The following is a 25674-nucleotide window of genomic DNA, read 5'->3' as shown; positions in this document are numbered from 1 at the left end:
TTCGGACTTAGCCGATGTAAAGACAGAAAAGGGGATTCCCCACGATGATGGCCCGAGGCCATATGGCGACAACCAGCGTGCTGTGGCTCGCGTGTGCGCCGCCCATCGCCAATGCGTTTGGCACTCCACTGACTACTGGTGAAATTATTGTGTCCACCATCGCCATCGCCGGGTGGTCAGTCTGGCCCGACTGGGATCACTCCGACGCAAAACTATCGCAAACGCTGGGTCCGTTATCGAAAGCGTTTGCCAGGATCGTCAACAAGGTGTCGGGCGGGCACAGGGTAGGGAAAACCCACACACTGGTGTTTGCTCTCGCGATGGGTTTTCTCGCCGGATTGCTGGCCACCGTTCCCACTGAAATTGCCGGAATGACGTTGCCTCCGAACTGGGCCTTGATCGTGCTGATGTGGTTTCTCGCGTACACGATGATGCTGACACTCGGCTTGTCCGTGTTCCGATCTCGGCTGATCGGAGACGAAATTATTGCGGTCGAAGCAGTCGCTATCGTCGCGTTAGCTTTATGGCTCGCACCTAACGATTGGTGGTGGATGCCCATCACCGCTGCGGTCGGGTGTTTGCTGCATTGTTTACAGGACTCGATGACGGTGCGCGGGTTGCCGAACTTCTTCTGGCCACTACCCAAGCGTCGCGTTCGCATCCCTGTTCTTGGACGTGCGGGCGGAACCCGGGAGCAGATGTTAACGAGTGCGTCGTTGATTGCGGCACTATGGATAGCGCCAGCAGTGTTGAGTGGGCACGTGTGGTGGACTGCCGAATGGCTCGGCGCTTAAGGATGGCCGGACGCTTGATAAGGCCCGGCCTATACAGGGGAGAGATGGTGCGTAGGACTTTTCGCATTGCGGTGGCGTCGCTTGCTATGGCGCTAGCAGTCAGCGGGTGTGGAGTTTTTGACCGGGCTGAGCCTCCGTATTTCGGCCACATTCACGCGCTTGCCACAAACGCGAACGACGACAGTCTCTATATCGCGTCACACTTCGGGGTTTTCCGCTACGACGGCGGCACGCCACGGCTGCACAGTGACGTCGAATATGACTTCATGAGTCTCGCCAACGCGGGCCCAGACCACTTCTACGCAAGCGGTCACCCCAGCCCAGACGACCTGTCACAACCCATCAACTTGGGGCTGATTGAATCCACTGATGGTGCACAAACGTGGTCCGCGGTGTCGCTTGCCGGTGAGGCTGATTTTCACGCTCTCGCTGTTCGGCATGGCACCATCTATGGTTTCGACAGCGTGAGCGGCACCATCATGCGGTCCGAGGACGCCACCGATTGGGAACAACTGGCCACCCTTGAAGCACGTCACATCGCAATTGACCCAGTCGACCCGAACCATATTCTGGTGACCGCGCAAACAGGGTTGCACCGCAGCATCGACGGCGGGTCCACCTTTGCGGTCGTGGAGAACGCTCCCGCGATCGCTCACGTTGATTGGCTCGACGCCACCACGCTCATCGGCATCGATATCAGTGGGACGGTTGTGCGCTCCTCGCGAACCGCACAACACTGGGATATCGTCTCTGACCTCGGCGCTGTTCCGCACGCATTGACCATTGATCCAGCGGGCGATATCTACGTCGCAACCGAATCAACTATCGCTAGGTCAGCGGATGGCGGCGAAACATTCACCGCCATCCACGACTACTAAACTTCGGTCGTTTCCTGCGCAACACCATTCACTGAACCGTTCACAGCACTGTTGACTGGGGCAGTCGCTGCGTCTGGGTACCGGCGTGGGGTGAAGGCAACCGCTCCACCTGCACGGTGTGCGACGACGGTTTGCGACGAGCCGATAATGATGAGGCACCGCATGTCAATGCTGTCGGGGGCGAAGTCCGCGAGCGTCACTACCGTCACCTCTTCAACAGCGCTGCCGACAGCACGACCAATGATCACAGCAGTGTCCGGAGCTCTAGTTTCGAGGAGAATTGCCTTCAACTCCTCTACCTGCCACCGGCGCGACCGCGATGCTGGGTTGTAAATCGCGATCGCAAGATCAGCCTCGGCAGCCGAGCGAATACGTTTCGCAATAACATCCCAGGGTTTGAGGCGATCAGACAACGAAATCACGGCGTAGTCATGCCCAAGCGGGGCGCCCGCCCGTGACGCGACGGCGTTGGCTGCCGTCATCCCAGGCACCACCCGCACCGGAATGTTCTCGAACTCCGAACGGCACGCCACCTCTAAGACAGCGGTGGCCATCGCGAACACACCGGGATCGCCCGAGGAGACCACAGCCACGCGGGCGCCGGAACGCGCTAGGTCCAACGCAAACGCGGCGCGTTGCTCCTCCACTTGGTTATCGGAAGGGTGATGGCGCTGCCACGCATTGGCCGCGACCCGTGACAAGTACGGCCCATACCCAACCAAGTCGGTGGCCGCACGTAGCTCCCGCCTCACCTCTGGTGTGGTCCAGGCAGGGTCGCCTGGCCCAAGCCCCACAACGACCACTTCGCCCGTTGTGGCGTCGCCTTGCCGTTCGGTGTTGTTGAGGGGCGACGGCACGATAGCGACGGAGAAGTAGGGCACATCGTTCGGGTCAATATCGCGGAGCGGGGCGACTTTCTGCGCCGACCACGACGCTCGTTCTACGTACACCGCTTCGTCGAGTCGTCCCGAGCGCTCGAGGGCGTCGCGAACAGTGCCGAAGGTGCGTCCCAGCTTCATGATGGCGACGGCGTCGCTGCCTACCAAGCGGTCGGTGAGTTCTTCCACTGGCAATGTTCCAGGCAAAACTGTAAGAACTTCGTCACGCTCCACCAGCGGTGTTTGCATCGCTGCGGATGCGGCCGATATGGAGGTAACGCCGGGTACCACCTCAGTGTCGAAACGGTGGCTGAGCCGTTTATGCATGTGCATGTAGGAGCTGTAGAACATGGGATCGCCCTCGGCGAGCAGTGCGACGGTGCGCCCTGCTGCGAGGTGTGTTGCGAGGCGTGCAGCGGATTCTTCGTAGAAGTCGTTAATCGCGCCCTGATACCCCTGTGGGTGGGTCGTTGTTTCAGTCGTTAAGGGGTAGACGAGCTTCTCTTCGATCTGACCCTGCCGAAGGTATGGTTCAGCGACACTGCGGGCGATACTGCGCCCGTGCTTCGCGCTGTGGAATGCCACCACATCGGCCTCACTGATGAGCCGCGCGGCCTTCACCGTGACAAGTTCCGGGTCGCCTGGACCAAGCCCAATTCCGTACAGTTTTCCGCTCATAGTTCAGTGCTCGCAATCGCATTGACCGCCGCGGCGGTGATGGCGCTTCCTCCGCGTCGCCCGCGCACCACAATGTGGGGGACCCTCCCGGGGTGTGCGATAAGCGCTTCCTTGGATTCGATCGCTCCGACGAACCCCACTGGTCCGCCAACAATTGCAGCGGGCATAGGTGCGCCGTTGTCGATCATTTCCAACAGGTGAAAGAGCGCGGTGGGTGCGTTGCCGATGGCGACGATTGCGCCATCGAGGTGGTCGCGCCACAGTTCGACGGCGGCGGCCGTGCGTGTGGTGCCGAGTTCGGCGGCGAGGCCGGGTGTGCGAGCGTCACGCAAGGTGCAGATGACGTCGTTGTCGGCGGGAAGCCGGGTGCGGGTGACGCCAGAAGCCACCATGTGGGTGTCAGCCAAGATCGGTGCCCCAGCCTGTAGCGCAGCGCGGGCCGCATCGACCACCCCGGTAGAAAACGCGATGTCATCCGTCAGCTGGGTGTCTCCGCATGCGTGAATCATCCGCACCACAGCGTGCGCTTCACTCTCAGGAAAGCGCGTGAGGTCAGCTTCAGCGCGAATCATTGCGAAGGATTGCCGGTAGATGGCACGTCCATCGTGTTCATAACCCACGCGCATGAGGGCGGTGTATCGGTCAGCGTTGTCCGCTGTGGTGGTGACGGGCATGTGGCGAGTTTACGAGCGAACGAGCCGAGCTATTGCATCGGACACTTCTTTGAGCTTCATGTCCGCTTCGTTTCCGCCTACTGCCACTGCGTTAACGACACAGTGATTCATGTGGTCGTCGAGCAACCCCAGTGCAACTGAGCGGAGCGCGCTCGTCATCGCGGACACCTGGGTGAGGATGTCAATGCAGTACTTTTCGTCCTCAACCATGCGTTGAATTCCGCGTGCTTGGCCCTCGATTCGGCGGAGACGTTTGAGGAGGTCTTCTTTGTTGCTGATGTAGCCATGGTGTTCTGCATGGCAGGTGGTGTCAGACATGGTTGCGTGGACCTTTCTGCGGTGCCGAATTCGGCGTGGGGCTGATCGCTGAGGTGCTGCGCGCTGGGGAGATTCCTGATGTGCGGAATCGGCGAAGTCGCAGACTGTTTCCTACCACGAACAACGATGACAGTGCCATCGCGGCGCCCGCGATCATCGGGTTCAGCAGACCAGCAGCGGCCACTGGCAGGGCAGCGACGTTGTAGGCAAAGGCCCAGAATAGGTTCCCTTTGATGGTGCGCAGTGTGGCTCGCGAAAGCCTGATGGCGTCGACCGCGGCCCGAAGGTCGGATCGCATGAGGGTGAGGTCGCTGGCGTGGATTGCGACATCTGTGCCTGACCCCATTGCGATGCCGAGATCAGCCTGGGCGAGCGCGGCCGCATCGTTGACGCCGTCGCCGATCATTGCCACTGTGTGTCCCTCGCCTTGCAGTCGCGTGATCGTAGCGACCTTGTCGGCTGGAAGAACACCTGCGATGACCTCGTCAATGCCCACGGTGTCGCCAATGATCTGGGCGGCGGTCTGGTTGTCACCGGTGAGCATCACCGTACGCAGACCCAACGAATGCATGGTGGCGATCGCGTCGGCTGATTCGGGCTTGATGGTGTCACCGACCACGAGCACAGCCCGTGCGGTGCTGCCCCAACCGACGAGGACGGCGGTGCGGCCGTGATTTTGCGCTTCTACGATCGCGTCACGGAGGTCCGCTGGCAATGCCAGTCCATGTTCGGTGAGAAATTCGGGTCGGCCAATGTAGGCAACGGTGTCACGGTCGGTGATGGTGGCGCGCACACCAAGGCCCGCGAAGTTTGTGAAATCGGTGACGTCGACCAGAGGGGCCACGCGTTGTGCGGCGTCGGCGATGGCACGGGCAATCGGATGCTCTGAACCGTTTTCCAGCGCACCAGCTACGAGCAATGCCTCGTCGCGGGTTGTGCCCGACTGTGTGATGACGTCGAGGAGTGTCATCTGCCCGGTGGTGATGGTGCCGGTTTTGTCGAGCACTACCGTATCGACTGTGCGGGTGGTTTCGAGAACTTCGGGCCCCTTGATGAGTACGCCAAGTTGCGCGCCGCGACCGGTTCCCACAAGAAGAGCGGTGGGTGTGGCGAGTCCAAGAGCGCACGGGCACGCGATGATCAGGACTGCGACGGCTGCGGTGAACGCGAATTCGACTGATCCTTCACGCCACCACCAAAAAGCGAGTGCGATCAGCGCAAGGGCGATAACAAAGGGCACAAAGGTGGCGGAAATACGGTCCGCGAGGCGTTGGATCTGCGCCTTTCCGGATTGAGCGTTTTCGACGAGGGTGCGGATGTGGGCGAGTGCGGTGTCCTCACCGACTTCGGTTGCGCGGACGACAAGGCGTCCTGAGGTGTTGAGGGTTGCACCGGTCACCCGGGAGTTGGGCCCTACATCGGTGGGGATCGGCTCGCCCGTGAGCATGGACTCGTCGACGGCGGATTGCCCCTCGACCACGATGCCGTCCGTCGCGACCTTTTCCCCAGGGCGGACTATAAATGTGTCACCTACTTGGAGTTGTTCGGTGGGGATGCGCACTTCTTGCCCATTTCGCAAGACAGCGACATCGTGCGCACCAAGCTCAGCGAGGGCCCGTAGTGCCGCACCTGCGCTTCGTTTCGCCTTTGCCTCCATGTATTTACCGGCGAGAATGAAGGCTGTGATTCCGGCGGCGGCTTCGAAGTAGATGTTTGCTGTGCCGCTTGTGCGGTCGGGGATGAGGCTGAATTGGTGCGTCATCCCGATGTGTCCTGCCATACCGAAAAACAGTGCGTAGACGGACCAACCAAACGCGGCGAGCGTTCCCATGGAGATAAGCGTGTCCATGGTGACGGTGCGATGCCGCGCGTTGACCACGGCGGCGCGGTGGAACGGGTAGCCAGCCCAGGTGATTACTGGGATGGTGAGCGCGAGCGAGATCCACTGCCAGTAGGGGAACTGCAGGGCAGGGACCATGGCGAGGGCGATGATGGGGATGCTGAGGACAGCGGCGACGATGAGGCGACGGCGCAGAATTGCTACTGCGCGGTCGTCTTTTTCGTCGATGTCGGCGGCGCTGAGGGTGGAGTTTGGTCCAGCGAGTCGGGCTGAGTACCCGGCTTTTTCCACGACAGATATGAGTTGATCTGGGCTGATTGGGTCGGAACTGGTGATGTGTGCTTTCTCGGTGGCGTAATTGACGGCCGCGGTTACACCATCAAGTTTGTTGAGCTTCTTTTCAATCCGCGCCGCGCAGGAAGCGCAGGTCATTCCCGAGACAGCGAGTTCAATGGTGGAGGCGGTGGGGGTGTCTAGGTTTATTTTCATGACGCTTTCCTGGATGGGGCCATCTAGCGGACGGTGTATCCGGCCTCGGTTACTGCTTCGCGAATGGATTCGTCTGCAATTGGTGCTGTGCTCGTGATGGAGACGCTGCCTGAGGCGAGGTCGACGTCGACGCCGGTCACGTTGTCGATGGCGGAGATTTCTTCCTTGACTGCCGACACGCAGTGGCCGCATGTCATGTCAGAGACGATAATTGTGGTGGTGTGAGACATAGTTTGTTCCTTCCGTGATAAATCCTACGGTACCCCCGTAGGGTATAAATGTCACGGTACCACTCGATCACCAGGGAGAGTAAAAATGAGAGCCCACCGCACACTCGTAGCAATCGCCGCAACCGCAGCCCTCACACTGAGCGGATGTGCCTCCGACGAGGAAACAACAACTGACACCGCACCAGGTATCGACGCGACCACCGAAGTGGGAGCAACCCCCGAGGACGGTGCTGAGTTCGGAGACGGCGAATTTAACGATGCCGACATCGCATTCGCGCAGGGCATGATCGTGCACCACGAACAAGCCATCGAGATGAGTGACATCATCCTGGGCAAGGACAACATCGACGAACGGGTTACCGCGCTGGCCGAGGACATCAAGGCAGCCCAAGAGCCCGAGATTGAATTGCTTAGCGAATGGCTCGCGCAATGGGGAGCCGAAGACAACCATGCCGCGCATGCGGATGACGACATGCACGGAATGATGAGCGATGAGGACCTTGAGGAACTCCGCGCTGCTGAAGGCACCGAAGCAGCAAGGCTATTTCTTGAGCAAATGATCATCCATCACGAAGGTGCCCTCGCCATGTCCGACACCCTCCTCGCTTTCGGCAGTAACCCGGACGCACATGAACTCGCAGAAGAGATCCTGTACGCCCAGGAAACCGAAATCGACTACATGAAGGAACTGCTCGAGACCCTGTAAAAAGCGATCAGCATCCGCCACCGAAGCTGCCAGTGGGCTGGCACGGTGGCGGGGTGGGGGACGGCCCGGGGTCAGTCGGCTCCGGGTCAGTTGGTTCTGGATCAGTCGGCGACCCGTCACCTGCGCCGACACCCACGTGCACGAGGCGACCGTAATGCTTTGCCGTTGGCGAGTTCACCGCGTCACCGGTAAATCCAAATGAGGCCGGTTTCGCTGCGGCATCACTACGGATCTTTTGAATGATCTGCGCCGGTGTCATCCCGTCACATGGCCCAGCAATCCCGCCAGTGCCAATGCACTTCGCGACAGCACCAGCGACGTGTGGGGCGGCCATCGACGTTCCCGACAACAAGGTAGTGCCGCCACCGCGACGAGTCGACGCGATGCATACGCCCGGTGCGGCGACCGTGTGCGCTCTATCAACTGTGGATGTTGCGTAGTTGGAAAATGTTGCCGCAACATCGTCGCCCTGATTTGACGAACACGACGGTGCGCCGCCCGTACCACCTGGGGCGCCGTCGCTGTCCGACATCGCGGTGACCGTAAGCACCTCTGGGTACGCCGCGGGAATCGCAGTGGCGAAATCTGTCGCATCGTTACCAGCCGCTACAACGTAGGTAATGCCCTGCTGCGTCGACTGACACACTGCAAGGTGCATCGGGTCGCCCTTCGTTGCGCCGCAGTTTCCGTCGCTGCTTCCCACCGTGCCCAAGCTCATGTTGGCCACCTTGATATTCAGACCCACGGAGTTCTCGGTGACCCAATCGATCCCACAGATCACACTCGAAATGGTGCCGTCACCTTCCGAGTTGAGCACACGAACCGAATACACGGTGGTGTCGGGAACAACTCCCACCACGCCTGCTCCGTTGTTCCTTGCAGCCACTGTGCCTGCGACGTGAGTGCCGTGACCATGCGTGTCTTGAGAGGTACCGCCGTTGGTGATGCAGTCCTTTCCTGCAACTGCGTTGAGATCACTGTGCGCAAGGTCGATCCCAGTGTCGATAATCGCCACCGAAACATTGCTCGGCTTATTTACTAAACCCGCTGATTCCGCTTCGATACGTTTAACGCCCGTCGGGACGTTCTCTCCGGACTGAACAGGGTCTGAGGGGAGAGCGCGGACAGGCAGATCTGGTGCGATGAATGCGACGTCCGGATCTTGCGCGAGCCGATCCCGAACCGCACCGGGCATCCGGGCCGAAAAACCATTGAGGACGTTGCGGAATTCGCGGTCCGTTGCGATTCCGTTCGCCCGTTCCAATGCACGCACCTTCGGTGCCTGTTCCACATTGTCGTTGAACACAACGATGTACGACTCGTCTGGTGGCTCCGACACCGCTGCGGGCGCTCCCACCACCACAAGACCCCCAGCGAGGACGGACGTCGCAACAATTCCGAGCAGCGATCTGCGCATGCAAACCCTTCCACAAGCAGTATTAGTGATGACTCTGCGCGAATGGTATGGGTTTGGACTGCGGCAAAAGTGGGATAGCGGTGCGCAATCCAGTTCGTTGCTAACGCTTTACCTGATGTTGATGTTGCTCACCGTCGGATGCGCACCGTTTGGTGGTCCGGGGCGTTGGATTACGTGCGGGCCGTACGGTAGCCGCTGGTGGTCGCCGTCACCACATGAACCTCGCCTGCCGGAGTGCCACACTGCCGCTCGCACCCCACCCAATGCTGGCGTCCCTGCACGGGTAACGAGTCTTCGGTGACCGCCTGGGTGACATCAGCATGCACGTCAGCCACGGCTCGACCACATCCTGGACGCCCCGTACAAGCGCTGACAGACACCCACGGCGAGTCAGCATCAAAGATCAGGCCCATCGGAGCAAGAACCCGGACTACCTGCTCCGCGCGCCACTCATCGAGGCCCGTGACAACTAGTGTGCGCCACGGAGTCACCACCACTGGTTGTTCAATGGCAGCCAAGAACTCGGCAAGGCGGACGTCAATTCGCCCCAGTCGTGTGGCCGCGCCAAGTGCGACGCCCCCGTCGTCACTGGCAAACCAGCCCACCGGCGGTACAGTCCGCTCCGGCACGTACACATCCTCAGCGCCGTGAGTAGGCGCCACTGACAAGGATGCCGTGATCTCACGACCACGTTCAGGCAGATCATTCACCCTCCATTCACCAGTCCGCACCGCAGCGAAGGCGAGCGCGGCCTCAAGCACCAGGGGCACAACATCGTCAACGGGCACACGGATACCGGTGTCGCTCCCGCCGACGAGCAACGCGACCGTCGTTTCGTCGAACGCCATTGCCGTAATGTCCGCATCCAAGCCAGCGATATCGCCGCGGCCGTCATCGAATCCCACGAGAAACCGACCCGAGAGCGCCGCAAGTTCAGGCTGCGAGCAGAGAAGTTCATCGAACCGCGTGACCCATGGTCGAACGTCAACGAACCCGCCCATAACACCGGACAACGGCGACGCGAGTATGTTGCGCACCCGCTCATGGGTGCGAGACGGCAAAAGCCCCGCCGTAGTGAGCTGTTCCACGACAGCGTCCGCGGCGTCGGCATCTGGAATTCCGCGAAGTTGGATATTGGCCCGCGAAGTCAACTCCAGTACGCCGTTGCTGTGGTTGCGCGCCACCTCCGCAAGGGTGTGCACCTGCGCTGGCGTCAACATTCCGCCGGGAAGGCGCACACGGGCAAGCAAACCGTCAGCTGCCTCGTGAAGTCGAAACGCTCCAGGACATCGGTCATCGGCCATATGTTCAGCGTAATCCCTGTTCACCTATCGACGCCCTATCGCTGCGTGGACACGGTCGAGTTGTTCCGGCGATAATTTTTTGTCCGTAATTCCGTCGAGGATGTCAGCCCACAGATAGGCCGCTTCGGGTCCGTAGCTATGGCCGTGTCCGGACGGAACGTCAATGGAAAAAACCATGTCGGCTGTGATTTGCCAGAAAGTCACAAAGGGAACCCATTGAAGGTTGGGGTCGATGCCCGGCGCGAGGGGTTTGTTTAACCATTCTGGGCGGGTGTGAATGAGTTCGGAGTTCCACCACACGATCGGGTCGGAAGAGTGCTGCCAGTACACGATTCGCGGCGAACGCCACTCGGCTGCCAGACCTGCGCCACGTACATCGGCTGGCTGTGCGGCGAACCGAATGTGGTCGCCCGATGCGATGATGGGGCGCGCTTGGCGTGAGTTGGCATCGCGTGAGGCTGTAATGAGTTGCCACTGTTCGGTGAAGTTGGGGGTGCCAGACCATAGGGCGCCATCAACTTTGGCGAGCATTTCGTAGCCGCCGGAGAACGCTGCTTGTCCGCCGTATGATCCGAGGCTTTCACCGAACACGACAAGCGCAGGCCTGGAATCTATCGGCTTGCTGCTCCACCGTTCGTAGACGGCGTCGAAGAGTGCGCGACCTGCTTGCTGGGGAGTTTCGCGGTCGGCAATGAACGACACTGGGCTCGGTAGGTAGGAGTATTGCATTGAGGCGATCGCGCTGTCGCCACCTGTTACGAATTCCAGGGCTGCGGCGACGTTGGGGTTCACCCAGCCGCTTCCCGTCGCTGTCGCCACTGCGAGCACGGAACGGTCAAAAGCGCCTGTGCGCTCAAGTTCGTCAACGACGAGGGCCGCGACGTCGTCGAATGTGGGGCCCGAATCCCGACCCGCATACACCCTGATTGGGGTCATGGCGGGCTGCCCGGTAGCGATCTCGATGTTTCGCCACGTTGGGCCACCCGCAACAAAAGAACGCCCCTGGTTTCCGAGCGTGTTCCATGCTTGAGCTGAATGCCGCGACCCGGATCGTTCCGGATAGATCGGTGCGGTTACTCCCGGTGCCGTGTCGACATCTACCGCGGCTGCTGATCGTTCCGCCACATTGACGATGACGCGCTGGGCTGCCCCGTCTACAACAAAGACAACAAAGGTGAAAAGGAGGGCGATGCTAGCCAGCCGGGCCGTATGAGTGGGAACAAACCGAGTTCCGAGGTGGGTGATTCGGTTGCTCAACCAGCGCAACGCACGCCCGGAAAACACAAGCGTAATCGCCACAGTGAAGGCAAGGAACACAACGAGGAGGTAGAAATGGCCGCCATCGCGCTGCGTACCTACGATGTCTCGCACAATATCTTGCCAGCGCGCGCCCAGAATCGTGAACGTCGGAATGGTCACAGCAGCAGTCAGGGACAGAATGGTCCATCCCGCAATGCGGGCATGAGCCGACCATCGAGGGGCGAACCCAAGATGGAGCGTCAGCCACGCCAGCAGTCGCCCGACACCGTATCCGATTGCCATGCTGATGCCGGTGGCCAGCGCCTGCAGGAACCAGGGCCGGGGCAGCAGTGATGGGCTCATCGACCAGGCGAAAAACAACACGGCGAAGGCAAGGCCAACGGGGTGAAATGTGCGCGCAACAGTGGAGAAGACGCCGACTAAATAGCTCTGTTGCACGCGTGTGGCAGCAGAGCGTACGGACGGCATCATGTGAGGAATTGTAGGGACTGAAGTTCGATACCGCCCACAACGAAAGGCATGTACGAGACGAACAGCACACGCCATCAGCGCCGAAGCGACGCGCGACGGTGCCCCAGCGAAAAAGGTGGGCGAAAAAGGTGGCCGCGAATTTGTTCGGCTAAGCCGGTAGCATGCGTGGCGTTCGCCTCACTTGGGTGGACTGATCCTTGGGAAGGGTGCGCGTGATACTTCTGCTGTCCACGTCAGACACTGATCTGCTTTCTGCCCGTGCAAGTGGCGCCGACTATCGCCTCGCTAATCCGGCACGCGTTGACATTGCAGAGTTGCCGCAGTGGATTGATGGGGTGGACCTGATCGTTGTCCGCATACTCGGCGGCAAACGGGTATGGGAGGACGGCCTCGAGGTTGTTCTCGCAGCAAATGTCCCCGTCGTAGTGGTCAGTGGCGAGTTGGCCCCGGACGCTGAATTGATGGAACTGTCTACCGTTCCGGCAGGCGTGTCGGCGCAGACCCATAATTATTTGGCTCAAGGTGGCGCTGACAACCTCCGGGAGATGTTCAACTTCCTGTCGGACACCCTGCTTCTCACAGGGTTTGGGTTTGATGATCCGCAGTCACTTCCCGACTGGGGCTACCTAGACCGCGAATCCGCAGAGTTGTCGCCGGGCAGCCCAGTGGTGACGGTGCTGTACTACCGCGCACAACACCTCGCAGGCAACGTCGCATACGTTCATGCACTGTGTGATGCGATTGAAAGCCACGGCGCATGCGCGGTGCCGATCTACTGCGCGTCCTTGCGCTCGGCATCCCCAGCGCTACTCGACGCGTTGGGCCAAAGCGACGCCATGGTGGTGACAGTGTTGGCGGCCGGTGGTACGAAGCCCGCCACCGTCGGCGCCGGGGGAGACGACGAAGCGTGGGATGTGACCGAACTCGCCGCGCTCGACATACCGATTTTGCAGGGGCTGTGCCTCACGTCGTCCCGGGAACAGTGGAACGAAAACGATGACGGCATGTCACCTCTTGACGCAGCCACCCAGGTTGCTGTGCCCGAATTTGATGGTCGCATCATTACTGTGCCGTTTTCGTTCAAGGAAATCGACGATGATGGCTTGTCCACCTACGTTCCCGACCGGGAACGGGCGTCCAGGGTGGCTGGTATTGCGGTGAACCATGCCCGCCTTGGACGGTTAAATCCGTCGTCGAAACGCGTGGTGCTGATGTTGTCGGCGTATCCCACCAAGCACGCACGCATCGGAAACGCAGTGGGTCTTGACACCCCGGCAAGTGCGATCGCGCTCTTGTCCGCCATGCGCGAGGCGGGGTATGACCTCGGGCCTATCGACGGGCCTGACGCGGTGCCTGGGTTAGCTCAACGTGACGGCGATGCGCTGATCCATGCCCTCATCAAAGCCGGAGGGCAAGACCAGGACTGGCTCTCAGAGTCACAAATTGAATCAAACCCAATCCGCATTTCAGCAAGTAAGTACCGGGAATGGTTTGCGACGTTGCCTGCCTTACTGCGCGAGCAGGTAGAACAGCATTGGGGACCGGCTCCTGGAGAGTTGTTCGTTGACCGCAGCACCAACCCCGAGGGCGACATCGTCATCGCGGCAATGCAATTCGGAAACCTTGTCATAATGGTGCAACCGCCACGCGGATTCGGTGAGAACCCAGTGGCGATCTATCACGACCCCGACCTGCCGCCGAGCCACCACTACCTTGCCGCCTATCGGTGGGTTCGAGCCGCCCAGGACGACGGCGGATTTGGCGCGCACGCACTGATTCACCTAGGCAAACACGGCAACCTCGAATGGCTGCCAGGTAAAACGCTCGGATTGTCGTCACACTGCGCCACCGATGCGGCCATTGGTGATCTCCCCGTCATCTACCCGTTCCTGGTCAACGACCCGGGCGAGGGAACGCAAGCGAAACGGCGCATCCACGCCACCCTGGTCGACCACCTCATTCCGCCGATGGCGCGCGCCGAATCGTACGGCGACATCCAGCGACTTGAGCAGCTCCTTGACGAGCACTCCAACATTTCTGCCCTTGACCCAGCGAAACTCCCCGCCATTCGGCAACAAATCTGGACGCTGATGACGGCGGCGAAAATGAACCACGACCTTGGGCTTGAACAGCGACCAGACGAGGACGTATTCGACGACATGCTGATGCATGTTGACGGATGGTTGTGCGAAATCAAGGACGTCCAAATTCGCGATGGCCTACACATTCTCAGTCGCCGGCCACGCGACGAAGAGGAAGTCGATCTCGTTCTCGCGATGCTGCGGGCGCGCCAAATGTGGGGCGGCGAACAGACTGTTCCTGGGCTGCGCGAAGCGCTTGGCCTCAGTGAGGACGGCGACGAGTCACGCACCCGCGTTGACGACGTCGAAGCGCAGGCGCGTGGACTTCTCCTGGCGCTGGCTGAGAAGAAGTGGAAATCGAAGCACGTCGCAAAGCTCACCGACGACAACACGGTTGCGCAGATTCTCCGCTTTGCGTGCAATGAGGTCGTGCCTCGCTTGCGTGCGACGGAACAGGAGATTCCGCAGGTTCTGCACGCATTAGCTGGCGGCTTCATTCAGGCTGGTCCAAGCGGATCACCACTGCGTGGGCTGATCAATGTTCTCCCCACAGGTCGCAACTTTTACTCCGTTGACCCCAAAGCAATTCCGTCGAAGTTGGCGTGGGAAACGGGCCAGCTGATGGCCGATTCGCTACTGACCCGGTACTACAAGGACCACGGGCAGTGGCCAAAGTCAGTGGGAATCTCGGTGTGGGGCACATCCGCGATGCGCACGTCCGGTGACGACATCGCTGAAGTATTCGCCCTCCTCGGAGTGCGCCCCATCTGGGACGAAGCGTCGCGCCGCGTACGCGACCTCGAAGTCATCCCGCTCGCCGAACTCGGGCGTCCAAGAATCGACGTCACCGTCCGAATCAGTGGCTTTTTCCGCGATGCGTTCCCACACGTCCTCGCGCTCCTCGACGATGCCGTGCGTCTCGTCGCGAACCTCGACGAGTCACCCGATGACAACTTTATTCGAGCACACACCCAAAACGATATGGACCGGCACGGTGACGAACGCCGCGCCACCACAAGGATTTTCGGCTCCAAACCAGGTACATACGGTGCAGGGTTGTTGCAGCTCGTAGATGCTAAAAACTGGCGCACCGACGCCGACCTCGCCGACGTGTACACCACCTGGGGTGGGTACGCCTACGGTCGAGGACTAGACGGCATCCCCGCTGCAGACGACATGCGCGACGCGTACCGCCGGATCAGTGTTGCCGTGAAGAACATTGACACCCGCGAACACGATATCGCCGACTCTGACGACTACTTTCAGTATCACGGCGGCATGATCGCCACAGTTCGGTCGCTGACCGGTACAGAGCCTGAGGCGTATGTGGGAGACAGCACGAGGCCGGAATCCGTCCGCACTCGTACACTCACCGAGGAAACCCGCCGAGTGTTCCGGGCCCGCGTCATTAACCCGCGATGGATGTCTGCAATGCGTCGACACGGCTACAAGGGTGCATTCGAAATGGCCGCAACAGTGGACTACCTGTTCGGACTTGATGCTACAGCGCACGTCGTGGATGACTGGATGTACGAGCAACTCACCGAAAACTATGTTTTCGACGACGAGAATCAGAAGTTCATGAGCGAATCCAACCCGTGGGCTATGCACGGCATCACCGAGCGGCTTCTGGAAGCGGTGCAACGCGGAATGTGGGCCAACCCTGCTCCGGCGACCCTGGCGGCGCTTAAAGAAGCCTACCTGCGCAGCGAAGGCGACCTGGAACAAGAATGAACCCAAGCACCGCGGATGTATCGATGTTCATGCCCACCAGGGACACCATTATCTGCATCTCCCTTGCGGGCAAGCCGAGCAACATCGGTACTCGGTTTCACAATTTCCTGTACCGAAAACTAGGCATGAACTACCTGTACAAGGCGTGCACCACAGAGGACATCGTGGGTGCGGTAGCGGGTGTTCGCGCACTGGGCATCAGAGGTTGCTCTGTGTCCATGCCGTTCAAAGAAGCCGTCATCGACTTGGTCGACACACTCGATGAATCCGCACGTGCCATCGGATCTGTGAACACAATCGTCAACACAGATGGTCACCTCGCTGCATACAACACCGACTATCTAGCGGTGCGATCGCTGCTCCGCACACACGAAGTTTCCACCTCATCCAGGGTCGCGGTCTGTGGCAGCGGCGGAATGGCCAAAGCTACTACCGCCGCGCTGCGAGACAGCGGATTCTCAGACGTCACCATCGTCGCCCGTAACGCACACAGCGGGGGAAAACTAGCCGATACCTACCGGTACCGTTGGATCCCCGAGACAACGTCCGCCTATGACGTGCTCATCAACGCGACACCGATCGGTATGGAGCATCAGCCAGGGCTCCCATTCAGTGCCGAAACAATCGATGCCGCGCACACCGTATTCGACGTCATCGCGATGCCTGCAACTACCGAGTTACTTGCCTACGCGCGTAAGGCGGGCAAAAAAACGATCGCGGGCACGGAAGTGATCGCACTGCAGGCAGCAGAACAATTCGCTTTGTATACCGGAATTGTGCCGCCAGATGACCTGCTTCGTGAGGCGTCCGAGTTCTCGCGCAGGTAACGACTACGACACCACCAGAGGCGAGAAACGCGACCTCGAGGGTGAAGTGGCCTAGAGTTTCGCGCAGAACATCCCCACACTCGGATCGTCCGGCACGTTCCTGCCGGTGAAGGGAACCACCACAGACCATGGCTGCCATCACGTTCGACAACACCACTCGGGTCTATCCCGGGTCGGAGGAACCTGCCGTCGACAGACTGAACCTCCACATCGAGGACGGTGAGTTTCTCGTCCTCGTCGGACCTTCTGGCTGCGGGAAGTCCACGAGCCTCAGAATGCTCGCAGGACTCGAAGACGTCGACGCTGGGTGCATCTTCATCGGTGACCGCGATGTCACACACCTAGACCCCAAAGACCGCGACATCGCCATGGTGTTCCAAAACTATGCCCTCTACCCACACATGACTGTGGCCGAAAATATGGGTTTCTCGCTGAAACTTTCCAAGACACCGAAAAAGGAGATCCGCGAACGCGTGCAAGCCGCGGCGAAACTCCTTGGGCTCGAAGACTATTTGGACCGTAAACCCAAAGCGTTGTCGGGTGGCCAGCGCCAGCGCGTTGCGATGGGACGCGCGATTGTTCGCCAGCCGCAGGTGTTCCTCATGGACGAACCCCTGTCCAACCTCGACGCAAAACTTCGCGTACAGACCCGCGCACAAATAGCGCAGTTGCAGCGGCGACTCGGTACAACGACGGTGTATGTCACCCACGATCAAGTAGAAGCGATGACCATGGGCGACAGGGTCGCCGTTCTGAACAACGGCGTCCTGCAGCAGTGTGACAATCCGCGTGAGCTGTATCGCAACCCAGCCAATGTTTTTGTTGCCGGATTTATTGGCTCACCAGCGATGAACTTGTACACCATCCCCACTCAAGATGGCACCGTAATTCTTGGCGATTTGACGCTCACGGTTCCGCCTCACGACTCAGCTGATGGCTCGGTTGTGGTCGGCATTCGGCCCGAGCACGTCGTGATCTCCGAATCTGGCATGCGCGTCGAGGTTGACGTGGTGGAGGAACTGGGCTCGGAAGCATATGTGTACGGCCGCACAATGATCAACGGTGCTGAGAGTGAGCTCGTGGCGCGCGTCGACTGGCGGCAACCACCAGAAAAAGGTTCGACAATTCACGTTCAAGTAGACCCAGAACACGTTCACCTATTCGCCGCGCATGGCGATGGCGAGCGATTAGCACAGTAGGGAAGTACTCTGACCTCATGGCACCGACGTTCGACGAGCTCGCCTCCGCAAAATACGTGCTTCTGACGACCTTCCGTAAGGACAGCACCCCGGTACCCACCCCATTGTGGGTGGCAGCCGAAGACAATCGACTGTTTGTGTGGACGGAAACGAACTCGTACAAGGTCAAGCGAATTAAACGGGACCCCCGTGTGACGATCGCTGTGTGCGGGAAGCGGGGTCAACCCGACGGTGAAACTGTGCGGGCAAGCGCAGAAGTTCTCGGCGAAGAGGGAACCAATTACGTGCGCGGTCTCATTGCCAAAAAATACGGTGCCACGGGTTGGCTTTTGGTGAAAGGGAGCCTTCTGCGTCGAGGACGTCGCGGAACAATTGGTGTCGCCATAACTCTAGACGACAGCAACGTGACAAACGAGAATTAACTTACACGTATGTAGTTTGTCAGACCTCGCTGTCATAGTCGCCGTAACAGGTCACGCAACTGCGTTGACCACGCGACTTGCAGGGGGAAACCATGAATCACGAAGGAAATACCACCGCGCCATTTCCATTATGGAAATTCTTGATCTTGGTTGGAACAGCGTTGTTTATCGGCATTGCGTTGGGTTCGCTTGTGTGCGTAAATGCGGACGAATGCGAATACAGACAAGGTACGGACCGAACTCGCTACGTTGCCTTGCTGACAGAGGACATATGAAAGTCCGGAATCCGCAGCGGAGCCATAATTGCGCGATTAAACCAATCGCCCCATTCGCGCGGAAGAGTGCGTTCAGACGCCCCAGCCTCGGTTACTCGGCGAAGCAAGTCAATGGGGCTTTCGTTGAACCGGAAGTTATTCACCGCCCCCACAACCTTGCCGTCCTCGATGAGGTAGACACCATCACGTGTCAGGCCGGTGAGGAGCAGTGAGGTCGGGTCTACTTCGCGGATGTACCACAGGCACGTCAGGAGTAATCCGCGTTTGGTGCTGCGGATCATGTCATCCACGGTGGCGTCCGAACCGCCTGTGAGGGTGGCGTTATCCGCTGCGAAGGTGAACTGATTACCAAACTCTTGGGCTCCTGCGCGTGAAAACGCGAGGGCATTGATGTGTCCGTCGCGGATCCAATCCACGGCAGGAAGGTCCAGACCGTTGTCGAATACTGACAAGTCATCGCCGGAATGTGACGTGGCAATAAACGGCATACTCTCGATTCCACTGGCGTGCGGGTCGGTGGTGAGAGTCAACGGGAGGTCGGTGAGTTTTTCGCCCAGGCGTGTGCCACCACTGCGCGCAAACGCATTGCGCCCCTCGTGGGCACCACGGCCGCTCATGCTCCACAGCATGTACACGAGAAGATCACTCACCGCTGACGGAGGAAGGATGGTGTCGTAACGGCCTGCTGGCAACTCGACGCGGGTCCGCGCCCACCCAAGTTGCACATCGAGTGACGAGAGCATGGAATCGACGTCGATGTCAGTAAAGTCCTTCGTTCCCGCGCCCACCCATGCACTGGCGACGTGCGTGCCGTAGTCGCGTTTCCCATTGATCTCGAGCGAGCCTGTGTGCTGAACCCAGCGTCGACGAACACCGGTGCTGGTGCCAAGCCAGGTCGTGTGGACCTGGTGGTGCGCGAATCCGAACAGATTGTCCGTGCCATCGAACCCGCGCGAAAGCGGACCAACAAGTGCCGTGAAAACCTCCGCCCCAGTGGAAACCGGTGGCTCGGTCCAGGCGTCGTCAACGCTACTTCCGTCCACCAAAGGCATAGTCTCGGTAGTGGGTTCGGCGCTACGTGCTGTTTCTTCGCTGGCACGGACAATGTCGGGGATGTCGCCAGCGTCGACGCTCGTGCTGTTAACCACACCAATGGAGGTCCCAGATTCGCCGTGTATGAACGAGACGAGCGACCACTTGCGGTACGTCGATGCACCATTGGTCGTCATGGAACTGTTCGCCCACCTCAGTGAAGCTTCACTCACGTCAGTAACCACAACGACGGCGTCGTCAGCGACCGACAGCGCAAGGACCTGCTCGATCAGATCGTGTGCGGTGATCATGCGCCCGCCTCCTGCTTCGTGTTGAGCACATTAACTCCGCGGAACAACGCCGTAGGGCACCCGTGGCTGACGGCAGCGACCTGCCCCGGTTGCGCTTTCCCGCAGTTGAACGCCCCACCGAGCTGCCACGTTTGCGCACCGCCTACAGCTTCCATCGAACCCCAGAAGTCCGTCGTCGTAGCTTGGTATGCGACGTCGCGGACCTGGCCCACAATTTCACCGCCCTTGATGCGATAGAAGCGCTGGCCAGTGAACTGGAAGTTGTACCGTTGCATATCGATTGACCAGGACCGGTCACCCATCACGTAAATGCCGTCATCGACCATGGCGATGAGGTCATCGGTCGACCTGTCCACATCCGGATCTGGTTGCAACGACACATTCGGCATGCGCTGAATCGGTACGTGGTGTGCAGAATCCGCATATGAGCAGCCATTCGAACGCGCAAGGCCCAACCGAGGGGCGAATGTCCGGTCAAGTTGGTAGCCCACAAGAACGCCGTCTCGAATGAGATCCCACGAGCCAGTGGCGACGCCTTCGTCGTCGTAACCAATACTGGCCAGACCATGGTCAACGGTGCGGTCGGCGGTGACATGCATGATCGGAGTGCCGTACCGGAGTGTGCCAAGTTGATCCGGGGTGGCGAATGACGTGCCAGCGTAGGCGGCTTCGTAGCCAATCGCTCTGTCGTACTCGGTGGCATGGCCAATGGATTCGTGAATGGTGAGCCACAAATTCGTGGGATCGATGACCAAGTCAGTGGGCCCGGCAGTAACGGTGGGCGCTTTGATTTTCTCGGATAGGTAGTCGGGAATACGGGCTAGTTCAGTGGCCCAATCCCACTGCGAATTGCCCGTCAAGTACTCCCAGCCCCGGCCAACAGGGGGTGCGAGGGTGCGCATGGACTCAAAACTTCCGGCGTCTGCATCAACGGCTACAGCCTCCAACTGCGGGTGCAGACGAACCCGCTGCTGAGAAATCGACGACCCCGCCGTGTCAGCGTAAAAAACTTGTTCCTTGACCATCAGACAGTGAGCCGTGACGTGGTCAACCCCTGAGGAAGTTAAGAGCCGTTGCGAATAGTCAGCGAGCACCTCGACCTTGTCCCGAGTGGGAACATCGAAAGGATCGACCTCATACGACGACACCCAAGTAGCACCCGGATACGCGGGTTCGTCAGCGAGTTCCACCGTCTCCCTATTAAGTTCACGCAATGAGCGGGCGACCGCAACAGCCCGGCGCGCGGTGTCCGCCGCGATATCAGGGCTCAGCAGTGCATGCGAAGCGAAACCCCACGTGCCATCGACAATGACCCGCACTGCAAACCCAAAGTCAGTGTTGTCGGTGGCGGACTGCACCTTCGCGTCACGCAGACGCAGGGTCTGTGACTTCACCCGATGAATCCGAATATCAGCATGCGATGCACCGGCAGCGGTTGCGGCTCTGAGTGCCGCATCGGAGAGAAGTCTCGTAGGAAGGTCAAGAAAGTCTGCGTCAACAGTTCGCGGGTGGCTCACACAGTTGAGGCTAGCGGTGCTAGAAGAACACCGCTAGGAGAACACCGCCGACAGCCGACCCGAGCGCACAGTGCAGCAACGCCCGTAAGCTACACGGGTGCATCGTTTCAGCATGTGGCTTCGTGACCAACCGCGGATAGCGGACATCCTTATCGCCTCAGTGTTTGTCATTCTTGAGGCCGCATCCGCACCACGCAGCAATACGCCGTGGTTGTTTTTTGCCGTCGGCCTGGCTATGTGCCTGCCTATGGTGTGTCGTCGTGAGCTTCCGGTGCTGTCATCGTTCGCTATCTTGCTGTTCTCGTGGCTTAGCACGCTGCAACTTCACCTAGTCGATCATGATCAGATAGGTCACCCGGCTTCACTGTTGCTCATTGTTGCCCTCTACACGCTGGTGGTGAATTCAAGCCGCGGGTGGGGCGTGGTGTTTGTGCTCGGCCTCGTTGTCGACACGGCACTCAAAGGCATGCTGTTGGGCTACGAAATGCCCGCTACGGCACTGTATCTGGCGTTCTTCTATGCCATTGCATGGTTGGTCGCAGAGGCATTGGCGGTGCGGCATCGCCACCACGAGGAGATAGCGGCCCGCCTTGAGGTTGCAGAGATTGAACGGGATCGCCGGGCGGAAGACGCTGTCGCTGCGGAACGCACCCGCATTGCCCGGGAACTCCACGATGTTGTCGCGCACTCTGTGAGTGTGATGATCGTCCAAGCCGAAGGGGCGTCATATGCCGTGCGCACTCACCCCGAGCTTGCTGAACAAGCGTTGCGCACGGTCGCGAGCACGGGCCGTGAAGCGTTGACCGAACTTCGACGCACCCTGTCGCTGTTGCGTACCGACAATTCGACAGACGAGGTGCTCGACTATGGCACGGCGGGTTTGGCGCGGACATCGCAGCTCATGCGGGACGCTGGTTTGCCCGTTGAACTCGAAATTACCGGTGATGTGGATTCCATCGGCCCCGCCGTGGGTTTGGGTATCAAACGGATCGTGCAAGAGTCACTGACCAATGTTCTGCGTCATGCCGGTGACGGAGCGCGAGCCACTGTTGTGGTGCGACGCGACGCCGATACTGCGTACGTCACTATCAGTGACCAGGGCGGGAACGGTATGACCCGGCCGGGCCACGACCATGGCAGCGGTAACGGAATTGTTGGAATGCGTGAACGCGTCGCTGTTCTAGGCGGAACGCTTGAGACATCCGTCCTCCCCGGTGACGGGTGGCGGGTGCATGCGGCACTACCGATCGACTAGCTGACGCACGGTTGGCGCGGAAACCAACTAAGGTGTTGACGTGCCCATCACTGTCCTGCTCGTTGACGACCAAGAACTCATGCGCATGGGTTTACGAATGATTGTGGACGCCCACGAGGATGTCTCGGTGGTGGGAGAAGCTGCCGACGGTCTCGCCGCAGTGCGTGCCGCAGGGGAACTCAACCCTGACGTTGTGTTGATGGATATCCGGATGCCCATCATGGATGGTGTTGCAGCAACCGAAAAAATTACTCAGGAGTGCCCGCAGACCAAAGTCCTGGTGATGACTACGTTTGACCTGGACGAACACGTGCTAGGCGCGCTCAATGCGGGAGCAAGCGGTTTCCTGTTGAAAGACACCCCGCCAGAGGAGCTAGTGTCGGCGATTCGCGCAGTGGCGGGCGGCGATGCCGTGGTGTCGCCAAAAATTACTCGCCGACTCCTCGACCGAATGCTGTCGCCATCCACGCCGGAGCCGAACCTTCCCGAGTCGTTGCAGCAGTTGACTGACCGGGAACGTGAGGTTCTCGACCTCATCGCGTCGGGGCTGTCCAATGGTGAAATCGGGGCGGCACTGCACCTGACTGAAGCGACGGTCAAAACCCATGTCGGGCGGGTGCTAGCCAAGCTGGGTTTGCGCGACCGTGTGCAGGCTGTGGTTTTCGCCTATGAGCACGGTCTGGTCAAACCTGGTTCGTAATCTCGGTGTGACCTGCGGCGCCCAGGATGGCATAGGGCGTGCGGATCGGGAAGACTGGGACCAATCGCCTGCAGCACGGCGTGAGTTCGGGAAGGGTTTGTTGTGATCTTGTTGACGTTCCTCACCTACGTGGTGGTGGAAATCGCCACCATTGTGGTGCTTGTCAAAACTGTTGGCCTGTTGTGGACGCTCGCTATCGTCGTCGCGAGCTTTGTATTGGGTCTGGTGCTGTTTGCTTCGCAGTCACGAACCGCTTTGAGGCAGCTCGCTGCTGCTGTTCAGGGAGTTGGTTCGCCCGCCAATGCCGTAGCGGACACTGCACTCGTGGCGTTAGCTGGGCTTTTGCTAGCCATTCCTGGTGTGGCGACCAGTGTGCTCGGATTGCTTGTCCTGTTCCCTCCGACACGCAAGATCATGCGCCCTGCCATCCTGTTTGTGTTGATGAAGAAGTATCGTTTGGCCGCGACCGCGGGGTCGGCAGGTTTTGGTGCGGTTCGGACTGTTCGCCACCATCGTGGGACTGAAGTGATCGACGGGGAAGTGGTAGACGGGGACGTGGTAAACAGCGACATTGTCGAGGAGCCCGCAAGCGGAACGACGACCGGCGAGTCGACGCCGTCGGATAATCCGGCGGGCGACAATGACACAATCATCATTTCCGGCGAACTCGATCCACCACCGTACGAGGTGGACCCAGACGACCCGCGCAACGACACCCAACGCTGAACAGAGGAATTAGACACCGGTGAGCACGCAACTCCTCGTCAACGGCCGGATATACAGCCCCACGAACCCCGATGCCACAACGATGGCGGTTACCGAGGGGGTCGTGGTGTGGCTCGGTGAAGACCGCCCCGGTCGGGCACTACATCCGGACGCCGAGATCGTTGACCTTCAAGGAGCGTTTGTCACGCCCGCCTTTGTTGATCCGCACGTCCACACCACCGCAGCAGGACTATTGCTCACCAGTGTCGACCTCACCGGTTGTCGCCACAGAGAAGACGTTGTCGACGAGATCCGCGCCCACGCTGCGCGTCACAACGATGGCGTTCTTTGGGCAACAGGGTGGGACGAAACACTGTGGCCGGACAGCACACCGCCCACGACGGCTGAGCTCGACGCCGCAGCTCCCGGGCGAGCGGTGTATGCAGTGCGCGTCGATGCGCATTCCGCCGCGGCGTCTACCGCGTTGCGCGAACAAACGCCGGGTTTAACAGGCGCACCAGGCTTCTCCTCCGCCGGTCCGCTGACAGCGGAAGCGCACCACCTAGTGCGGGCTACAGCGGGGGAGTTACTTACCCCTAAGCAACGAATCGCCGCCCGACATGCCGTGCTGGATCAGGCTGCTTCACACGGGGTGGTGTGCGTCCATGAATGCGGCGGCCCCGAAATCGCTGGGCTCAGCGACTTCATGGAACTTCTCAGCACAGACCACGGCGTGGAGATCCGTGGATACTGGGGCCAAGCCGTCAGCACAGCAGACGAAGCCGAAGAATTGCTCGCCGCCACCGGAGCGCACGCGCTTGGCGGGGACTTGTTCGCAGATGGTGCAATCGGTTCGCGGACAGCGTGGCTCACTGAGCCCTATGCCGACCACGGGTGTGAGCACGGCTTCGGGCGCACGTACCTCGATGAAGATGTGATGGCCACGCACATCATTGCGTGCACGACGGCCGGTATTCAGGCCGGTTTTCACGTTATCGGCGATGCAGCTGTCACGGCCGCGGTGGCGGCGTTCGAGCGGGCCGAAAAGCATTGCGGAGTCCCCGCGGTCGCTCGCTGTGGTCACCGCCTCGAGCACGTAGAGATGATCACACCAGATCAGGCGCAAACACTCGCGCGCCTCGGCGTCATTGCCAGCATGCAACCTGTGTTCGACGACCTCTGGGGTGGGGAAGACGGCATGTATGCGCAACGGCTTGGGGCCGAGCGCGCCGCACTCATGAACCCCTTTTCCATGCTCGCCGCGGCCGGAGTGTCCCTTGCCTTCGGGTCTGACGTACCGGTAACGCCCATTGATCCCTGGCCCATGATCCGTGCAGCCGTTCAACACAAGACACCAGGAAGCGGTGTGTCGCCACGTGCGGCCTTCTCCGCCGCGACCCGAGGTGCATGGCGTGCAGGAGGGGTGCGCGACGGGCTGGCTGGCACACTCGTTCCGGGCGCTCCAGCCTCATATGCAGTATGGGACGCGGGTGACCTCGTGATCTCAGCACCTAGAGATTCCGTACAGCGATGGTCTACCGACCCGCGTTCGCGTGTCCCACCTCTGCCAGATCTCACCGCAACGCTGCCGACCTGTTTGCGGACCGTCCACCGCGGCCGCACTATTTTCGAGCGGACTCCATGATCTCCGCCGTCGACGCTTCCGCCGCACCACCGCG

Annotated in this window: 21 protein-coding genes; 11 read left to right on the top strand and 10 right to left on the bottom strand. The window is 60.0% G+C overall.

All coding sequences use genetic code 11. The features are described 5' to 3' along the window. Positions 1-44: 44 nt before the first annotated feature. Both IEW73_RS03420 and IEW73_RS03415 read left to right on the top strand, forming a co-directional pair. The gene (locus IEW73_RS03420) at positions 45-794 is read left to right on the top strand and encodes a metal-dependent hydrolase (RefSeq protein ID WP_188670687.1); all 750 of its coding nucleotides are present in this window, start codon (positions 45-47) and stop codon (positions 792-794) included. Positions 795-841: 47 nt separating this feature from the next. Further along, on the top strand, positions 842-1672 hold the full coding sequence (locus IEW73_RS03415; RefSeq protein ID WP_188670685.1) for a F510_1955 family glycosylhydrolase: 831 nt from the start codon (positions 842-844) through the stop codon (positions 1670-1672). Here the strand turns inward: IEW73_RS03415 and IEW73_RS03410 are convergent. From IEW73_RS03410 to IEW73_RS03390, 5 genes are read right to left on the bottom strand one after another with little or no spacing between them, the layout of a single operon-like run. Then, positions 1669-3228 (bottom strand): precorrin-2 C(20)-methyltransferase, encoded by a 1560-nt coding sequence (locus IEW73_RS03410; protein ID WP_188670683.1) that lies wholly within the window; start codon positions 3226-3228, stop codon positions 1669-1671. The genes IEW73_RS03415 and IEW73_RS03410 overlap by 4 nt on opposite strands. Further along, on the bottom strand, positions 3225-3902 hold the full coding sequence (locus IEW73_RS03405; RefSeq protein WP_372433593.1) for a precorrin-8X methylmutase: 678 nt from the start codon (positions 3900-3902) through the stop codon (positions 3225-3227). The genes IEW73_RS03410 and IEW73_RS03405 overlap by 4 nt, the downstream gene beginning before the upstream one ends. 9 nt (positions 3903-3911) lie before the next feature. Then, on the bottom strand, positions 3912-4220 hold the full coding sequence (locus IEW73_RS03400; RefSeq protein ID WP_188670681.1) for a metal-sensitive transcriptional regulator: 309 nt from the start codon (positions 4218-4220) through the stop codon (positions 3912-3914). Continuing rightward, positions 4213-6549 carry a heavy metal translocating P-type ATPase gene (locus IEW73_RS03395; RefSeq protein WP_188670679.1) on the bottom strand — a complete coding sequence of 779 codons (2337 nt, stop codon included), beginning with the start codon at positions 6547-6549 and terminating at the stop codon, positions 4213-4215. The genes IEW73_RS03400 and IEW73_RS03395 overlap by 8 nt, the downstream gene beginning before the upstream one ends. 23 nt (positions 6550-6572) lie before the next feature. Further along, complete coding sequence (locus IEW73_RS03390) at positions 6573-6779, bottom strand: heavy-metal-associated domain-containing protein (RefSeq protein WP_188670677.1); 207 nt, start codon at positions 6777-6779, stop codon at positions 6573-6575. An 85-nt stretch (positions 6780-6864) separates the two neighbouring features. Here IEW73_RS03390 and IEW73_RS03385 point away from each other — a divergent pair, with 85 nt between their 5' ends. Further along, positions 6865-7485, top strand: a complete 621-nt coding sequence (locus IEW73_RS03385) for a DUF305 domain-containing protein (protein WP_188670675.1) — start codon at positions 6865-6867, stop codon at positions 7483-7485. Positions 7486-7492: 7 nt separating this feature from the next. Here IEW73_RS03385 and IEW73_RS03380 read toward each other — a convergent pair whose 3' ends face one another. From IEW73_RS03380 to IEW73_RS03370, 3 genes are all read right to left on the bottom strand, one after another. Beyond that, the gene (locus IEW73_RS03380) at positions 7493-8902 is read right to left on the bottom strand and encodes a S8 family serine peptidase (protein ID WP_188670673.1); all 1410 of its coding nucleotides are present in this window, start codon (positions 8900-8902) and stop codon (positions 7493-7495) included. 170 nt (positions 8903-9072) lie between these two features. After that, positions 9073-10206, bottom strand: coding sequence for a precorrin-3B synthase (cobG, locus tag IEW73_RS03375; protein ID WP_188670671.1), 1134 nt, complete (start codon positions 10204-10206; stop codon positions 9073-9075). 24 nt (positions 10207-10230) lie between these two features. Beyond that, positions 10231-11937 carry an alpha/beta hydrolase gene (locus tag IEW73_RS03370; protein WP_229675713.1) on the bottom strand — a complete coding sequence of 569 codons (1707 nt, stop codon included), beginning with the start codon at positions 11935-11937 and terminating at the stop codon, positions 10231-10233. Between the two features lie 212 nt (positions 11938-12149). On the opposite strand from IEW73_RS03370, the gene cobN reads away from it, so the two are divergent. The 4 genes from cobN to IEW73_RS03350 all read left to right on the top strand — a co-directional run bounded on the left by cobN (position 12150) and on the right by IEW73_RS03350 (position 18200). Then, positions 12150-15752 carry a cobaltochelatase subunit CobN gene (gene cobN, locus IEW73_RS03365; RefSeq protein WP_188672818.1) on the top strand — a complete coding sequence of 1201 codons (3603 nt, stop codon included), beginning with the start codon at positions 12150-12152 and terminating at the stop codon, positions 15750-15752. After that, complete coding sequence (locus IEW73_RS03360; RefSeq protein WP_206050416.1) at positions 15749-16579, top strand: shikimate 5-dehydrogenase; 831 nt, start codon at positions 15749-15751, stop codon at positions 16577-16579. Before cobN ends, IEW73_RS03360 begins: the two co-directional genes overlap by 4 nt. 128 nt (positions 16580-16707) lie before the next feature. Next, on the top strand, positions 16708-17778 hold the full coding sequence (locus IEW73_RS03355) for an ABC transporter ATP-binding protein (protein ID WP_188670668.1): 1071 nt from the start codon (positions 16708-16710) through the stop codon (positions 17776-17778). Between the two features lie 17 nt (positions 17779-17795). After that, positions 17796-18200, top strand: coding sequence for a PPOX class F420-dependent oxidoreductase (locus tag IEW73_RS03350; protein ID WP_188670666.1), 405 nt, complete (start codon positions 17796-17798; stop codon positions 18198-18200). Positions 18201-18444: 244 nt separating this feature from the next. Here IEW73_RS03350 and IEW73_RS03345 read toward each other — a convergent pair whose 3' ends face one another. Together IEW73_RS03345 and IEW73_RS03340 are read right to left on the bottom strand one after the other, a co-directional pair. Next, the gene (locus IEW73_RS03345; RefSeq protein WP_188670664.1) at positions 18445-19818 is read right to left on the bottom strand and encodes a metallopeptidase TldD-related protein; all 1374 of its coding nucleotides are present in this window, start codon (positions 19816-19818) and stop codon (positions 18445-18447) included. After that, positions 19815-21335, bottom strand: a complete 1521-nt coding sequence (locus IEW73_RS03340) for a TldD/PmbA family protein (RefSeq protein ID WP_188670662.1) — start codon at positions 21333-21335, stop codon at positions 19815-19817. The genes IEW73_RS03345 and IEW73_RS03340 overlap by 4 nt, the downstream gene beginning before the upstream one ends. Before the next feature lie 112 nt (positions 21336-21447). Between IEW73_RS03340 and IEW73_RS03335 the strand changes: the two genes are divergently transcribed. The 4 genes from IEW73_RS03335 to IEW73_RS03320 all read left to right on the top strand — a co-directional run bounded on the left by IEW73_RS03335 (position 21448) and on the right by IEW73_RS03320 (position 25640). Beyond that, positions 21448-22590, top strand: a complete 1143-nt coding sequence (locus tag IEW73_RS03335) for a sensor histidine kinase (RefSeq protein WP_188670660.1) — start codon at positions 21448-21450, stop codon at positions 22588-22590. Positions 22591-22630: 40 nt separating this feature from the next. Beyond that, the gene (locus IEW73_RS03330; RefSeq protein ID WP_188670658.1) at positions 22631-23290 is read left to right on the top strand and encodes a response regulator; all 660 of its coding nucleotides are present in this window, start codon (positions 22631-22633) and stop codon (positions 23288-23290) included. A gap of 102 nt (positions 23291-23392) precedes the next feature. After that, positions 23393-24016, top strand: a complete 624-nt coding sequence (locus tag IEW73_RS03325) for an FxsA family protein (RefSeq protein WP_188670656.1) — start codon at positions 23393-23395, stop codon at positions 24014-24016. 19 nt (positions 24017-24035) lie between these two features. Next, positions 24036-25640 carry an amidohydrolase gene (locus IEW73_RS03320; RefSeq protein WP_229675712.1) on the top strand — a complete coding sequence of 535 codons (1605 nt, stop codon included), beginning with the start codon at positions 24036-24038 and terminating at the stop codon, positions 25638-25640. The last annotated feature ends 34 nt before the right edge of the window (positions 25641-25674 follow it).

The sequence above is a fragment of the Hoyosella rhizosphaerae genome (genome assembly GCF_014643175.1).
Taxonomy (GTDB): domain Bacteria; phylum Actinomycetota; class Actinomycetes; order Mycobacteriales; family Mycobacteriaceae; genus Lolliginicoccus; species Lolliginicoccus rhizosphaerae.
This window is presented reverse-complemented; position numbering and strand designations above follow the sequence as displayed.